This is a genomic window from Aquibium microcysteis (assembly GCF_014495845.1).
Taxonomy (GTDB): domain Bacteria; phylum Pseudomonadota; class Alphaproteobacteria; order Rhizobiales; family Rhizobiaceae; genus Aquibium; species Aquibium microcysteis.
In genome coordinates, this window is record NZ_CP061080.1 from 5,971,434 (window position 1) to 5,985,499 (window position 14,066).

Sequence of the window (14,066 nt, forward strand, 5' to 3'; positions counted from 1 at the left end):
GTCCTGCGCCGGGACGCGGGGCAGCCGCATCGAGACGGAGGCTGAGGAGGAAGGCCTGGAAGCCGGCGTACCCCTCCGTTTCGTCATCCCGGAACGACGTCCGAGCGCAGCGAAGGACGACGTATCCGGGATCCATGCCTCGCCGCCCATGCGCGCGATCGGATGCACGACGAGGCACGTGGCGCCGCCGCCCGGGGACGCCGCTGCCGCGAGCCGGAACCCGCCGCATGCCGGCCTTGCCGGGCCCCTCCACTCTCGTCATCCCGAACCGGCCTGTCCCATCCCACCCGCGCCATCCTTGCATTCACCGCCGATCCGGTGGAAACCTCCGGGCCATGGAGTGGCGAGACGAAGGCATCATCATCGGGTCGCGCCGGCATGGCGAAACGAGCCTCATTCTCGAAGTGATGACCCGCGCGCATGGCCGCCACATGGGCATCGTCCGCGGCGGCCGGTCGCGCCGCATGCAGCCGGTCCTCCAGGCCGGCAACCGCGTCGATCTGGTCTGGCGCGCCCGCCTCGACGAGCATATGGGCCAGTTCCAGGTCGAGCCGATCGAGCAGAACGCGGCGCGGTTTCTGGCCAGCGGCGCGGCGGTCTACGCGCTGCAGACGCTTGCTGCCCATCTCCGGCTCCTGCCCGAACGCGATCCGCACGGGCCGCTCTTCGAGACGCTGGCGATCATCCTCGACCATCTCGACGAGCCGCGCGCCGCCGCCGAGCTTCTGGTCCGCTTCGAACTGCTCGTCCTCGACGAACTCGGCTTCGGGCTCGATCTGTCCTCCTGCGCGGCCACAGGATCGCTCCAGGATCTGGCCTTCGTCTCCCCGAAGTCCGGCCGCGCGGTCAGCCGGACCGCCGGCGAGCCTTGGCGCGACAGGCTGCTGCCGCTGCCCGCCTTCCTCACCGCCGGCCCCGGCCTGCGCGGCGACGAGCGCTCCCTCGAAGACGCGTTCCGCCTCACCGGCTTCTTCTTCGGGCGCCATGTCTACGAACCGCGCGGCATCGAGCCGCCCGAGACCCGTGCTGGCTTCCTGTCCGCCCTCAGGCGGTCCTTCCGTGACGATACCCTGCCATCCAGAGAGAACGAGCCTGCGCAATGAGTGAAGTCGAACTGTATCCCGGCCATGTGTCTCCCCTCGGCCTCGGCTCGATCCCGCTCGAGGAGGTGCTGCGGTACACCGGCCTGGAACTGCTGCAGCGGCTGATCGACGGCCTCTATCCGGCCCCCTCCATCGGCGCCCGGATGAATTTCGGCCTCGCCGGGATCGGCGAGGGCCGGGCGGTGTTCCGCGGGCTGCCCTCCGAGCGCCATCTCAATCCGCTCGGCACGGTGCATGGCGGCTGGGCCGCGACGATCCTCGATTCGGCGCTTGGCTGCGCCGTCCACACCACCATGGCGAAGGGCGAGGCCTACACCACGGTCGAGTTCAAGGTGAACCTGATGCGTCCGATCACGCCGAAGACCGGCGAGGTGGTCTGCGAGGGCCGGGTGATCAACCGCGGTCGCACCATCGCCGTCTCCGAGGCGACCCTCAAGGATGCCGCCGGCAAGCTGCTTGCCTTCGGCACCGAGACCTGCTCCATCTTTCCCGCGACGAACCTCGCGCCGCGCTGATCCGGCCGTCGCGCCATCGTCGTCCATCCTGCCGCTCCGGGGGGAGCCGGTCCCATGATCGAGTTCATCGTCGCCGCCATCATCGTCGCTCTGGGCGTCGTGGCCATGCGCCTCAACGACCGGCTGAACCGGCTGCAGCGCGAGTTCGAGGCGCTGCGCGGCTTCGTCCTGGAGACCATGCCGGTGCCGGCGACGACGCCCGCGCAGGAGCCCGTCCCCGCAGCGACGGCGGACGCCGGACAGGCGCCGGCCGAAACGCCCCTCGACCCGCGGGCAGCCGCTGCCGCGGCGCGCGAAGACACCACGAAGGCGCTCGCCGAACTGGAAGCTCTGGCCGCCCGGCCGCGCCGTTACGCCTGGTCGGCCGAGCCCGAGCCCGAGCCGGAACCGGAGCCCGGGCCGGCGCCTGCGCCGCCGGCCGGACCGGCGCCCGCTTCGCCAGACATCGAGACTGCACTGGGCACCCGCTGGGCGGTCTGGGTCGGCGGCCTGGCGCTGGCGCTCGGGGGCGTCTTCCTCGTTCGCTATTCCATCGAGGCCGGTGTCTTCGGCCCCGGCTTGCGGCTTCTGATGGCGGCCCTCCTCGGCGGCGGCCTCGCCGCAGCGGGCGAGTGGATCCGCCGCAGCGGTCTGCGCGTCCCGGTCGAGGGCCTCGGCGGCGCGTGGGTTCCCGGCATCCTCACGGCAGCGGGTGCCTTCGTCCTGTTCGGCACCGTCTACGCCGCCCACGGCCTCTACGGCTTCATCGGCGCGACGCTCGCCTTCCTGCTGCTCGGCCTGCTCGGCCTCGGCACCATCCTCGCGGCGCTGGTCCACGGCCAGGCGCTGGCCGGCGTCGGCCTGCTCGGCGCCTTCGCCACGCCGCTGCTCGTTTCGTCGCAGGCGCCGAGCCCCTGGGTCCTGTTCGGCTACCTCGCGGTGGTCCTCCTCGCCGCCGCCGCGATCGCCCGGCTGCGCGGCTGGACCGCCCTGATGACCGGTGCCGTCGTCGGCATGGGCCTCTGGACTCTGCTCTACCTGATCACGATGCAGGACGTGCGCCTCGCGCCGGCCCTGTTCGCCAATCTCGTCGTCCTCGCCGCGCTGGCGCTGATCTGGCTCGCCCTGCGCGACGACGGTCCGGCCGCGCGCTTCGATGCTCCCGCTGTCGCGGCCGGCGTCGTCGTCGGCTTCGCGACGCTCTTCCTGCTGATCGATCCCGATTTCATCCTCGCGGGCGGAGAGATCCACGCCGCCATCCTCGCCGTCGCCATGCTCGCCATCGCATGGCTCCAGCCGGCGGCGCTGCCGCTCCTGCACGCCGCGGGCGCCACGCTCGTCCTGGCGCAGATGCGCATCGCCCTCTCGGGCACCTTCGCCTTCGAGATTCTCGGCGAGCCGGTGACGCTCGACGGCCCGGCCGTCCTGCCCTGGACCGTCGCGGGCGCCTGGACCTCCGCGCTGCTCGGGCTGCTCGTCCTGGGCACGGGCATGGTGTCGGCGCGCGGTTTCGCCGCCCGCCGGCCGCGCCGCGCCGCCATCTGGGCCGGCCATGCCGTGCTCGTGCCGCTCGCGATCCTGGCCGCGGGCTGGATCGCCTACGGCGACGTCGACCGCGACTGGCTGCGCGCAGCCGCCGCGCTGGCACTGGTCGCAGCCTTCGTCGCCGCCGGGGAAGCCGTCGCGCGCTCCGAAGAGCCGCCGCTCACCGGGCGTCTCGCCGCGAGCCTCTTCTTCGGCGGTGCGGCGCTGGCGACCGCGCTCCTGCTGCTGATGGCCTTCGGCCCGCTCTGGACGACGATGCTCGCCGGCGCCGCCGCGGTGCTGCCCGCGCTCGCCACCCGCCGGCGCGGCTATCCGATCCTCGGCTGGCTTTCCGTCGGCGCCGGGGTCTTCGTGCTCGCCCGCGCCGCCGTCGATCCGACGATCGTCGGCGCGTCGGCCCTCGGCACGCTGCCCGTCTTCAATGCGCTGCTGCCCGGCTACGGCATCCCCGCGCTCGCCTTCGGCTTCTGCGCATGGCAGCTCGCCCGCACCACGGACGGCCGGCCGCGGCTCGCCATGGAGGCCGCCGCCGTGCTCTTCGCTCTCCTCACCCTGGCCATGCTGGTGCGCCACGCCATGAGCGGCGGCATCGTCGACGGGGCCGCCGTGACGCTCGCCGAACAGTCGATCTACACGCTGATCATGCTCGGCGCGGGCGCGATCCTGATCGCCATCGACGCCCGCTCGCCCAGCGCCGTCCTGCGAATCGGCTCGCTCGCCGCCGCCGTCCTTTCCGTCGTGCTCGTCGTCATCCGCCATCTCGGCACGCTGAACCCGCTCTTCACCGGCGAGCCGACCGGCTGGCTCCCGGTCCTCGATCTGCTCCTGCTCGCCTATCTCCTTCCGGCCGCCGCCGCGGCCGGGCTCGCCTGGTTCGCCCAGGGCCGGCGGCCGCGCTGGTACTCCGTCATGCTGGCGCTGACGGCCGCCGCGCTCGCCTTCGCCTGGGTCAGCCTCACCGTGCGTCGCCTGTTCCAGGGCGAGAGCATCGCCATCTGGCACGGCATGACGCAGCTCGAGACCTATGCCTATTCCGCGGTCTGGCTGGCGCTCGGCGTCGGCACTCTCGTCCTTGGCGTTCGCCTTTCCTCACAGGCGTTGCGCATCGCGTCGGGTCTGCTCGTGGCGCTGGCGGTGGCGAAGGTCTTCCTGTTCGACCTCTCCGAACTCGAAGGCGTCCTGCGCGCCCTGTCCTTCATCGGCCTCGGCGCGGTGCTGATCGGCATCGGCCTGTTCTACCAGCGCCTTCTCGTCGGCGCGGCCAGGCGCCGGGTTGCGCCGGTGCCGGATGCAGCCCCGGCAGAGGCCGTCGAAGGCGGGGCGACCGGTTCCGCGGATGCGGCAGCGCCGGAGGGCGCGGAGAAGTCCACCGCGCCGGTGGCGCGGCGCGTGGTCCTGCCTGCCCGCGAAACCGCACCGGCGGGGGAAGCGGCGTCCGATCCTTCCGTTCCGCCGATCGCGCTCACGGCGTCCGTCACCGGTGCGGGAGACGCCGCGCCGGCGGTCGCACCCGTATCCGAAGGTCGCACTGTTTCGGACGCTTCGCCGGTGCCAGGCGCGCCGGACGAAGCCGACACTGCAGCGGCACCGGAGGCTGCCCCGGCGAGCGGGCCGGAGACGTCCGATCCTGCCGTGTCCGCCGGGGACAAGGAGACGCGCGCCGAAGCCGCAGCGAGCGCCGCGGCCCCGTTCACCGCGCCGGTGGACCATGCTCCGCCCGTCGACGCCAAGGCCGACATCGGCGAACCGCCTGCGCCCGCCGGGGCGACCGCTGCGACGGAAGCGACACTGCCGGATGAAGCGGCGAGGTCCGGGGGCGAGACCTCCGGGGAGGCGGTGCCGGGAGACGCGACGCCTGCGGAAACCGCGAAAAGCGAAAAAGGCGAGGCCGAAGCCCCGCCTTCCTCCAAGCCGGATCGGCCGTGAGCGTCAGGCGATCTTGCCGCCGCCCTGCTTGGTGATCACCACGACCGACGGACGCGTCGGCATGCCGTCCTTGAAGTCGGGCCAGCGGGTCGCCGGCGCCTCGAAGGTCGCCAGCCCCTCGTCGCCGGGATGCTGCACGGCCAGGAACAGCGTCTCGTCGTTCGGCGTGAACGTCGGTCCGCACATCTCCGCGCCGACCGGCACCCGGAAGAACAGCTTGGAGGTGCCGCGGGCGTCGCCCTCGGTGTCCACCGCCCACAGGCCGTCGGTCCGTCCGGTCTCCTTGCGGTTGTTGCCGTCGGTCGAGACCCACAGCCGGCCGGCGGCGTCGATGGCGCAGTTGTCGGGCATGCCGAACCAGCCGTTCGCGGTGGTCGCGGTCGAGAAGGTCGCGCCGACTTCTGCCACCGACGGATCGCCGCACTTGAGCAGGACGTTCCAGGTCGACCTGGTCGACGCGAAGTCGACGTCGGTCTCGGTGATCTCGATGATGTGGCCGAAGGCGTTCTTGGCGCGCGGGTTTGCCGCGTCGACCTGGTCGTCCTTGCGGCGCGTGTTGTTGGTCAGCATCACGTAGACCTTGCCGGTCTTCGGGTTCGGCTGCACGTCCTCCGGCCGGTCCATCCTGGTCGCGCCGAGCACGTCGCCGGCCCGCCGCGCCTCGATCAGCACGTCGGCCTGGTCCCTGAAGCCGTTTTCCGCCGTCAGCGGACCCTCGCCATGGACGAGCGGCAGCCATTCCATGGTGCCGTCGGCGTCGAAGCGCGCCACGTAGAGCGTGCCCTGGTCGAGCAGGTCCATGTTCGCCGCGCGGTCGGCCGCGTCGTAGGTTCCGGCGGTGACGAACTTGTAGACATAGTCGAAGCGCTCGTCGTCGCCGCAGTAGATCACCACGCGGCCGTCCTTGTTGACGATCGACTCGGCGCCCTCGTGCTTGGTGCGGCCGAGCGCGGTGCGCTTCTTCGGCGTCGAACCGGCGTCGAACGGATCGACCTCGACGATCCAGCCGAAGCGGTTCGGCTCGTTCGGCTCCCTGGCGACGTCGAACCGCTCGTGCACCGTGCCCCAGACGTACCAGCCCGACGGAACGCCGTAGCGCTTGTAGGCGGCCGCCTGCGGATCGTTCTCGGCGACCTCGCCGATGAAGTAGCCGTGGAAGTTCTCCTCGGCCATCAGATAGGTGCCCCAGGGCGTCACGCCGCCGGCGCAGTTGTTGAGCGTGCCGAGCACCTGCGTTCCCGAGGGATCGGCCTTGGTCTTCACGCGGTCGCTGCCGGCCACCGGGCCCGTCAGCATCATCGGCGTCTCGACGGTGATGCGGCGGTTGTAGGCGCTGTCGAGCACCGGCGCCCACTTGCCGCCGGTCCTGGCGATCTCGATGACCGTGCCGCCATGCGCCATCATCTCGATGCCGATGAGTTCGGGCGTGTATTCGCCCATCTTCACCTTCTGGACTTCCTTCTTGACCCCGTCCTTCTCCTCGACCTCGGTCACCACCGTCGCCCAGGCCGGGAACATCAGTTCGGCATTGGTGTATTCGTGGTTGACCACCAGCAGGCCGCGCTCGCTCGAGCCGTCGAGCGGGATGAAGCCGATGTAGTCGTTGTTGTAGCCGAACTGCCGCGCCTGCGCCGCGGCGGTCTGGTTCATCGGGTCGAAGTCGGGCGAATCGGCGAACACCTTGTCGCCCCAGCGCAGCAGGATCTCGGCGTCGTAGCCGGCCGCCACGTGGTGCATCTCGTCGACGCCCGCCTCGACCTCGTCGAACGAGAAGGCGCTCGCGCCGGCCGCCTTCGCCTCGTCGGCGGCGATGAGCGCCAACGGGCTGACGGTCGTGGCGATGGCGGCGACGCCGAGCGAACCGGCGAGGAAGCCGCGGCGCGAGTAGCGCCGGTTGATGACGTCGCCGATCGTCGGATTGGCGCTGGCATTGCGGCCGATGTCTTCGGACTCCTCGCGGACCTGCGTCGGGGTGAGGAATTCCTCTGGGTTGGCGCGTTCGTTCATCCCTGCCTCCTGGGGTTGGTGAGAAGCTCTGCGGAGGCACGCCTACGGGCGCTCTGTTTCACCCGTGTGACGGTTCGGTGAAGGCCGCACGGAACCCGGTCCCCGGGGTCACTCCGCCGCAGCCAGCGCCGGCCGCGCCACCGGCGCCTCGCGGATCGGCCAGTGCACCACCGCCGCGAACAGGCCGAGCGCGACGCCCAGCCACCACACGGGGTCGTAGGAGCCGAAGAGATCGTAGAGGTAGCCGCCGAGCCACACGCCGAGGAACGAGCCGATCTGGTGCGACAGGAACACCAGCCCGCCGAGCATCCCGAGATGCCGCGTGCCGAACATGATCGCCACCAGCGCATTGGTCGGCGGCACGGTCGACAGCCACAACAGTCCCATGACGACGGCGAAGACGATGACGCTCGCGGGCGTCTGTGGCAGGACCAGGAAGGCCGTCACGACGATCGACCGGCCGATGTAGATCCAGACCAGGAACATCGGCTTGGAATAGCGCTGGCCGATGACGCCCGAGGCCAGAGAGCCGATGATGTTGAAGAAGCCGATCAGTGCCAGCGCGATCACGGCATAGCGCGCCTGGATGCCGATGTCGGCGATGTAGGCGGGGAAATGCGCGGTGATGAAGGCCACCTGGAAGCCGCAGACGAAGAAGCCGGAGACCAGGAGCAGGTAGCTCCTGTGCCCGACGGCCTCGCGCAGCGCCTCGCCGGCCGTCTGCGCGATGTCGGTCTGGCGCTGCGACCCCGAGCTGGAATTGCCGCGCAGCGGGATCGCCAGCACCGGGAGGATCAGCATCATCGCCGACATCACCAGAAGCGAATCGTACCAGCCATAGGCGTCGATCAGCCCCTGGCTCAGCGGCGCGAAGATGAACATGCCGGCCGATCCCGCGGCCGTGCCGATGCCGAAGGCGAGGCTGCGCCTTTCCGGCGCCACGTTCCGCGCGAAGGCGGCGAGCACGATGCCGAACGAACCCGACGCGATGCCGAGCCCCACCAGCACGCCGCCGCCGATATGCAGGCCCATCGCGCTCTCGGCATTGGCCATGACCGCGAGGCCGGTCGCGTACATGACGCCCGACAGCGCCAGCACCCGCCAGGTGCCGAACCGGTCGGCCAGCGCGCCGAAGAACGGCGTGCCGAGGCCCCAGGCGAGGTTCTGGAACGCCATCGCCAGGCCGAAGGTGGTGCGGTCCCAGCCCTTATCGGCCAGCATCGGCAGCTGGAAGAAGCCCATCGCCGAGCGCGGGCCGAAGGTCAGCGCCGCGATCAGGCCGCCGCACAGGATGATGAGCCAGGGCAGGCTCGGGACGTCGCGTGCGGTCTTGGCTGCCTGCGGCATGGGGAAGCTCTCCATTCGTCCGTTGTCTACTGCATCAGTCCCGCGGCCGAAAAACGAATAGTTCGACGCCGACCGTTCAATTTCGCTGATGATGATGGCCTCGCGACCGTTTCAGCACCCCGCGCGAACGAGGGTGTCGCCGGATCGCATCATGCGCGGCTTGCCTTGCACCCAAGATGCTTGCATACAAGATATCAGCACGCAAGCGGATCGGATTGGGCCAGAATGGAGCGGATCGAGGATTGCATCAGCTTCCTGCTCGGCAAGGCCACGCAGCAGGTGGCCCGTCGCTCGCGGGACGCGCTGGCAGCGCACGGGGTCACCCCCGTCCAGTTCGCCGCCCTGCACATATTGTCGGAACGGGACGGGCTGAGCTGCGCCGAGATGGGCGCCCGCCTCCTGCTCGACAGCGCCACCATGACCGGCATCGTCGACCGGCTGGAGACCGCCGGCCTCGTCGAGCGGCGGCCGGACCCCGAGGGCGACCGCCGCATCAACCGCATCTATCTGAGCCCGGACGGCCGCGACCGCTTCGGCCCGATGAACGCGGCCATGGACGGCGTCAACGCGGAGGTGGACCTGATCCTCGGCTCGCGGACGCAGGGCCTGCGCGCCGCGCTCGCGGTGCTCGGCGACGTCGGGCAGCAGCCGGCGGACGCGAAGGACCCGTCCCGGTGACGGCCGCCTGGCCGCCGCCGTTCAATCCAGCAGCAGCTTCGGCTCGGCGCCCGCTTTCCCGGCCGCGGCGCCGTCGGCGCGGATGATGTGCAGGTCGCGCTGGGGGAAGGGGATCGAGATGCCCTTTTCGTCGAAGGCGAGCTTTGCCCGGCGCGTGAAGTCGAGCTTGGTCTGGAACCAGTCGGGCGACTTCGTCCAGTAGCGGATCGCCACCACCACCGCGTTGTCGCCCAGCGCCGAGACGAAGCAGTTGACCGGCGGGTCGGCAAGAATGCGCTCGTCGGCGGCGGCGATCTCCGCATAGGTCCGCAGCGCCAGCGCGATGTCGTCGCCATAGCCGATGCCGATGGCGATCTCCTGCATGCGCACCGGGTTGCGCGAATAGTTCGTCACCGGCGAGTTCCAGAGCTCGCTGTTGGGCGCCATGATGAAAAGCCCGTCGAAGGTCTTCAGCTCGGTCGCGAACAGGCCGATTTCCTGCACGGTGCCCATGACGCTGCCCGCATTGATGAACTCGCCGACCCGGAACGGCCTGAGCACGAGCAGCATGATGCCGGCCGCGATGTTCTGCAGCGTTCCCTGCAGCGCCAGGCCGATCGCCAGTCCCACCGCGCCGAGCGCGGCGATGATCGAGGCGGTCTGCACGCCGAACTGCGCGAGCACCGTCACGCCGACGATGATCAGCACCGCATAGCGCACGATCCTGGAGAAGAACTTGCGCAGCGTCTCGTCGAAGCCCCGGAAGCGGCCGAGCGCGGCGTAGGTGGAGCGCTGCAGCACGTTGGACAGGATGTATCCGATCGTCAGGACGATCAGCGCGCCGACGAGAGAGAAGGAGTAGGTCACGATCAGCGCGCTCGCCTGCTCCCAGGCGGTGCGCGCCGCGATCACCATGTCGGCCGTGCTGGTTTCGATGCGATCGATGGGGTCCAAGGGTCTGTCTCCGTTGCTTGGGCTGGGGTTTTCAATCGATCCGGAGGGTCCGGGGCCGCCGATGGGCATGTGTTCCACAACGCCGGATGGCACGTTGCGCTCCCGCCGGCGAGGGCCTTTCGTCTCGCCACACTTCCGTCATAATCGAAGAGCGAAGGCACCGTGCGCGCCTGCGGAATGGCCGCGCCGCAGGCTCTCCGCGAACGGGGCCGGGGGTCTTCGTCGGAGGAGATAAGTCCCTGAGATGACCGCCCGCATCCGCCCTGCCGATCTGCGCGACATCGCCGAACTGGTGGCGATCGAGAACGCCGTCTTCGCGACGGACCGCATCTCGCGCCGCTCCTTCCGCCAACTGATCGAGCGCGAATCGGCCGAGACACTCGTGTTGGAGGAGGAGGCCCGCATCGCCGGCTACGCGATGGTCCTCTTTCGCAAGGGCACGGCCGTCGCCCGCCTCTATTCCATCGCCGTCGCGCCCGACCGCGCGGGGGCCGGCGCCGGCGGCAGGCTGCTGCAGGCCGCCGAGGACGCCGCCTTCGGGCACGGCCGCATGATGCTCCGGCTCGAGGTGCGCGAGGACAATGCCCGTGCCATCGCCGTCTACGAAAAGCGCGGCTATCGCCGAATCGGCCGCGAGAACGAATACTATTCCGACGGCATGGCGGCGCTGCGCTACGAGAAGACCCTGCGCGGCGGCGTTCCGGTGCAGACGCGCGTGCCCTTCTACGAGCAGACCTGCGAGTTCACCTGCGGTCCCTGCTGCCTGATGATGGCCAAGGCCTTCTTCGACCGGTCCTTCACGCCGGACCCCGTGATGGAAATCCGCCTTTGGCGGGAGGCGACCACGGTCTTCATGATGTCGGGACCCGGCGGCTGCGAGCCCTTCGGCCTGGCGGTCGCCGCCCGCGATCACGGCCTGTCCGCGGAGATCCTGGTCTCCTTCCACGGCGCGCTCTTCCTCCAGTCGGTGCGCAGCACGGAAAAGCGCCGCGTCATGGAACTGGCGCAGGTGGATTTCCGTTTGCGCGCCGAGCGTCACGGTCTGCCCGTGTCCTACCGGCCTTTCGTGCTGGACGACATCCGCGGCGCGCTCGCGGAGGGGAAGCTCGTCATCGTGCTGGTCAGCGGCTATCTCATGTTCGGCAAGAAGGTCCCACACTGGGTCCTTGCCATCGGCGACGATGGCGACCACATCCTGTTGCATGACCCATGGGTGGAGGACGAGCGCGGCGAGACCAAGGCGGACGCGGCCAACATTCCTGTCCCACATTCCATCTTCATGACCATGGCGCAGTTCGGCCGCGACGGCCTGAGGGCGGCCATCATCATCGGAAAGCTCGACCGTCCATGACCTGGGTCATCCTCACCGGCCGCCAGAACGACATCGACCCCTACGCCACGCCGCACAAGATCATCACCAACCGCGACTATCTCGCGCATCCGGCGCTGTTCAAGGGACAGCGGCCGAAGGTGATCAACCTGTCGAACAGCTACGCCTACCAGAGCCGCGGCTATTACGCCTCGCTGCTTGCCTCCTCGCGCGGCCACCGCGTCATCCCGACCGTCGAGACCATGATCGACCTGTCGGAGCGCAAGCTCTACGAGCACGCGCTGCCGGAACTCGAACTCGCGCTCAACAAGTGCCGCAAGGATCTCGGCGGCGTCTTCCCGACAAGGCTCCCGGTCTTCTTCGGCATCGCGCCGTCCAGGGCGACGGACCGATTCGCGAAGCTCCTCTTCGACTGGTTCCGCGCGCCGGCGCTCGAGGTCTCGATCAAGGACGAGAACGGCTGGGCCGCGATCCGCAAGATCGGCTTCGTTCCGCTCGGCCGGATGAAGCCGGAGGAGGAGGCACGATTCCTCGAATGCCTCGCCACCTACACCCAGCGCGAATGGCGCGACACCCGGACCCGGACCCCCTCGCGCTACACCTTCGCCACGCTTGTCGACCCCAACGAGGAACTCGCCCCCTCGATGGTGTCCTCGCTGCGCCACTGGGCCAAGATCGCCGAGAAGATGGGCGTCGAGGTCGAGCCGATCGGCAAGAAGGATCTCGCCAGGCTCGCCAACTACGACGCGCTCTTCATCCGCGAGACCACCGCGATCTCCAACCACACCTACCGCTTCGCCCGCCGCGCGCAGCAGGAGGGCATGCCGGTCATCGACGACCCGATGTCGATGATCCGCTGCACCAACAAGGTCTACCTGAACGAGCTGATGACCGCCAACAAGGTGCCGGTGCCGCCGTCGGTGATGATCGCGGGCCCCGCCGACTTCGACGTCGCGGCCCAGCGGCTCGGCTTCCCGCTCGTCCTGAAGATCCCCGACGGCTCCTTTTCGCGCGGCGTCAAGAAGGCCTCCACGCCCGACGAGCTGAAGGCGCTCGCCACCGAGTGGCTCGAATCCTCCGACCTGATCATCGCGCAGAAATACCTGCCGACGCAGTATGACTGGCGCGTCGGCGTGCTCGGCGGCCAGCCGCTCTTCGCCTGCCATTATCTGATGGCCAAGAAGCACTGGCAGATCGTCAACCACGACCGCGCCGGCAAGCCCGACCAGGGCGGCATCAAGCCCTTCCGCCTGAAGGATGCCCCGCCCGAAGTCATCGACACCGCCGTCCGCGCCGCCCGCTGCATCGGCGACGGCCTCTACGGCGTCGACCTCAAGGAAACACCCGACGGTGTCTACGTCATCGAGGTCAACGACAACCCCAACCTCGACCACGGCTGGGAAGACGCCGCCGAGAAGGATGAGGTCTGGGTCCGCCTCACCCAGTGGTTCCTGGACCGGCTGGAGCGCACGGGGCGGTAGGCGCGAATGGAGGCGACACGGACACCGGTGTCGGTGTATCCTGCCGTTGTTCCCTGGGACGGCAAGCGGGATGAAGTTCGAAATCCACGGCCGGTGGCGAAAGGGCTATGCGTTCGATCTCCACACGCTCGCCAGCACCTATCTCGGGCCGGATGAATTCGGTCATGATCGCTTCGAGAGCAAGCGAAGCGAGATGGGCGAACTCGTCTATCGGCTCAAGTACCAGAACGACCGAACCGCCATTCCGCAGATCATCCGCCTCCTCGATGGTATCGGAGGGATCGAGAAGTTCGCCGCGATCGTTCCCGTGCCATCGTCGAACGGGGCTCGTCCGTTCCAGCCAGTGGACGAGATCGCGCTGGCGCTTGGCGAAAGCCGGAATGTGCCGGTCCTGGCAGGCTTCCTGCGCAAGTCCGGTGCAATGGAACTCAAGAACGTAGGCGATCCGGAAGAAAGGCGCTCGCTTCTGGCGGGTTCGATTTCGGTTGCGGGCCGTCAGACGCTCGAGGGCAAGCATGTGCTTCTGGTCGACGATCTGTACAGGTCGGGAGCAACGCTCGATGCCTGCTGTTCGGTCCTGCTTGACGATGCAAAGGTTGCGAGCGTCTGTGCTCTCACGATGACCATGACGAGGAGCAAGCGATGACGACCGTCTTCCTATCGGGTTCCCGCAGCGTGAACCGGCTCGACGACGCGATCCGCGACCGCATCCGCCGGATGATGGATCAGGAGTTCGCCATCGTCATCGGCGACGCCAGCGGCGCTGACAAGGCCATGCAGATTCATCTCGCTGCGAATGGCTATCGGAACGTCACCGTCTTCTGCGCCGGCCAGACGTGCCGCAACAATGTGGGCGAATGGCCGACGAGACACGTCGAGGTTCCTTCGTCACTGTCCGGTCGCGATTTCTACACGGTGAAGGACAAGGCCATGGCGGGTCACGCCGACTACGGCTTCGTTCTCTGGGACGGGAAGAGCGCAGGCTCGATCAACAACGTTCTCGAACTCGTCAGGCAGGGAAAGTCGGTCGTCGTCCACCTCTCGACCACCCGAAACTTCGCCGTGGTGAAGACCGCCGAGGACATCGCGCGCCTGCTCGAACTCTGCGACCGCGACGACTATCTCGATATCGCCAGGAAGACCAACCTCACCCGAACGATGGCCGAGATCGGCCGGGCAGGGCAGGCGACGCTGAACCTGTAGCGGGGGAACCTCCATCGGC

General features: G+C 69.0%; 11 protein-coding genes. 8 read left to right on the plus strand and 3 right to left on the minus strand.

Annotated elements, in window-relative coordinates; genetic code table 11:
• Positions 1-335 precede the first annotated feature (335 nt).
• Genes recO through IAI54_RS28125 form a run of 3 tightly spaced genes read left to right on the plus strand, consistent with a single transcriptional unit; the run spans position 336 to position 5,068 of the window.
• A complete protein-coding gene (gene recO / locus IAI54_RS28115) occupies positions 336-1,103 on the plus strand; it encodes a DNA repair protein RecO (RefSeq protein ID WP_187970316.1) in 768 nt (255 codons plus the stop codon).
• Positions 1,100-1,618, plus strand: a complete 519-nt coding sequence (locus tag IAI54_RS28120; RefSeq protein WP_187970317.1) for a PaaI family thioesterase — start codon at positions 1,100-1,102, stop codon at positions 1,616-1,618. Before recO ends, IAI54_RS28120 begins: the two co-directional genes overlap by 4 nt.
• Positions 1,619-1,672: 54 nt before the next feature.
• Positions 1,673-5,068 carry a DUF2339 domain-containing protein gene (locus IAI54_RS28125; protein ID WP_187970318.1) on the plus strand — a complete coding sequence of 1,132 codons (3,396 nt, stop codon included), beginning with the start codon at positions 1,673-1,675 and terminating at the stop codon, positions 5,066-5,068.
• A 3-nt stretch (positions 5,069-5,071) separates the two neighbouring features.
• On the opposite strand, the gene IAI54_RS28130 is transcribed toward IAI54_RS28125, so the two are convergent.
• Both IAI54_RS28130 and IAI54_RS28135 read right to left on the minus strand, forming a co-directional pair.
• Positions 5,072-7,075: a PhoX family protein gene (locus tag IAI54_RS28130; RefSeq protein WP_187970319.1), complete on the minus strand. Its 2,004-nt coding sequence runs from the start codon at positions 7,073-7,075 to the stop codon at positions 5,072-5,074.
• A 108-nt stretch (positions 7,076-7,183) separates the two neighbouring features.
• Positions 7,184-8,422 (minus strand): MFS transporter, encoded by a 1,239-nt coding sequence (locus IAI54_RS28135; protein WP_187970320.1) that lies wholly within the window; start codon positions 8,420-8,422, stop codon positions 7,184-7,186.
• 225 nt (positions 8,423-8,647) lie between these two features.
• Here IAI54_RS28135 and IAI54_RS28140 point away from each other — a divergent pair, with 225 nt between their 5' ends.
• Positions 8,648-9,100 carry a MarR family winged helix-turn-helix transcriptional regulator gene (locus IAI54_RS28140; RefSeq protein WP_187970321.1) on the plus strand — a complete coding sequence of 151 codons (453 nt, stop codon included), beginning with the start codon at positions 8,648-8,650 and terminating at the stop codon, positions 9,098-9,100.
• A 21-nt stretch (positions 9,101-9,121) separates the two neighbouring features.
• Here IAI54_RS28140 and IAI54_RS28145 read toward each other — a convergent pair whose 3' ends face one another.
• On the minus strand, positions 9,122-10,015 hold the full coding sequence (locus IAI54_RS28145; RefSeq protein WP_420838327.1) for a mechanosensitive ion channel family protein: 894 nt from the start codon (positions 10,013-10,015) through the stop codon (positions 9,122-9,124).
• Between the two features lie 262 nt (positions 10,016-10,277).
• Here IAI54_RS28145 and IAI54_RS28150 point away from each other — a divergent pair, with 262 nt between their 5' ends.
• The 4 genes from IAI54_RS28150 to IAI54_RS28165 all read left to right on the plus strand — a co-directional run bounded on the left by IAI54_RS28150 (position 10,278) and on the right by IAI54_RS28165 (position 14,047).
• Positions 10,278-11,384, plus strand: coding sequence for a peptidase C39 family protein (locus IAI54_RS28150; RefSeq protein WP_187970322.1), 1,107 nt, complete (start codon positions 10,278-10,280; stop codon positions 11,382-11,384).
• The gene (locus tag IAI54_RS28155; protein WP_187970323.1) at positions 11,381-12,844 is read left to right on the plus strand and encodes a RimK family protein; all 1,464 of its coding nucleotides are present in this window, start codon (positions 11,381-11,383) and stop codon (positions 12,842-12,844) included. Before IAI54_RS28150 ends, IAI54_RS28155 begins: the two co-directional genes overlap by 4 nt.
• A gap of 70 nt (positions 12,845-12,914) precedes the next feature.
• Entirely contained in the window at positions 12,915-13,490 is a 576-nt protein-coding gene (locus tag IAI54_RS28160; RefSeq protein ID WP_187970324.1) for a ComF family protein, read from the plus strand.
• Positions 13,487-14,047, plus strand: a complete 561-nt coding sequence (locus IAI54_RS28165; RefSeq protein WP_187970325.1) for a hypothetical protein — start codon at positions 13,487-13,489, stop codon at positions 14,045-14,047. The genes IAI54_RS28160 and IAI54_RS28165 overlap by 4 nt, the downstream gene beginning before the upstream one ends.
• The last annotated feature ends 19 nt before the right edge of the window (positions 14,048-14,066 follow it).

Bases quoted from the DNA above. Each gene is read 5' to 3' on its own strand.
- IAI54_RS28140 (WP_187970321.1), top strand. From the start codon at position 8,648: ATGGAGCGGATCGAGGATTGCATCAGCTTCCTGCTCGGCAAGGCCACG.
- IAI54_RS28130 (WP_187970319.1), bottom strand. From the start codon at position 7,075: ATGAACGAACGCGCCAACCCAGAGGAATTCCTCACCCCGACGCAGGTC.
- recO (WP_187970316.1), top strand. From the start codon at position 336: ATGGAGTGGCGAGACGAAGGCATCATCATCGGGTCGCGCCGGCATGGC.
- IAI54_RS28150 (WP_187970322.1), top strand. From the start codon at position 10,278: ATGACCGCCCGCATCCGCCCTGCCGATCTGCGCGACATCGCCGAACTG.
- IAI54_RS28165 (WP_187970325.1), top strand. From the start codon at position 13,487: ATGACGACCGTCTTCCTATCGGGTTCCCGCAGCGTGAACCGGCTCGAC.
- IAI54_RS28120 (WP_187970317.1), top strand. From the start codon at position 1,100: ATGAGTGAAGTCGAACTGTATCCCGGCCATGTGTCTCCCCTCGGCCTC.
- IAI54_RS28155 (WP_187970323.1), top strand. From the start codon at position 11,381: ATGACCTGGGTCATCCTCACCGGCCGCCAGAACGACATCGACCCCTAC.
- IAI54_RS28135 (WP_187970320.1), bottom strand. From the start codon at position 8,422: ATGCCGCAGGCAGCCAAGACCGCACGCGACGTCCCGAGCCTGCCCTGG.
- IAI54_RS28160 (WP_187970324.1), top strand. From the start codon at position 12,915: ATGAAGTTCGAAATCCACGGCCGGTGGCGAAAGGGCTATGCGTTCGAT.
- IAI54_RS28125 (WP_187970318.1), top strand. From the start codon at position 1,673: ATGATCGAGTTCATCGTCGCCGCCATCATCGTCGCTCTGGGCGTCGTG.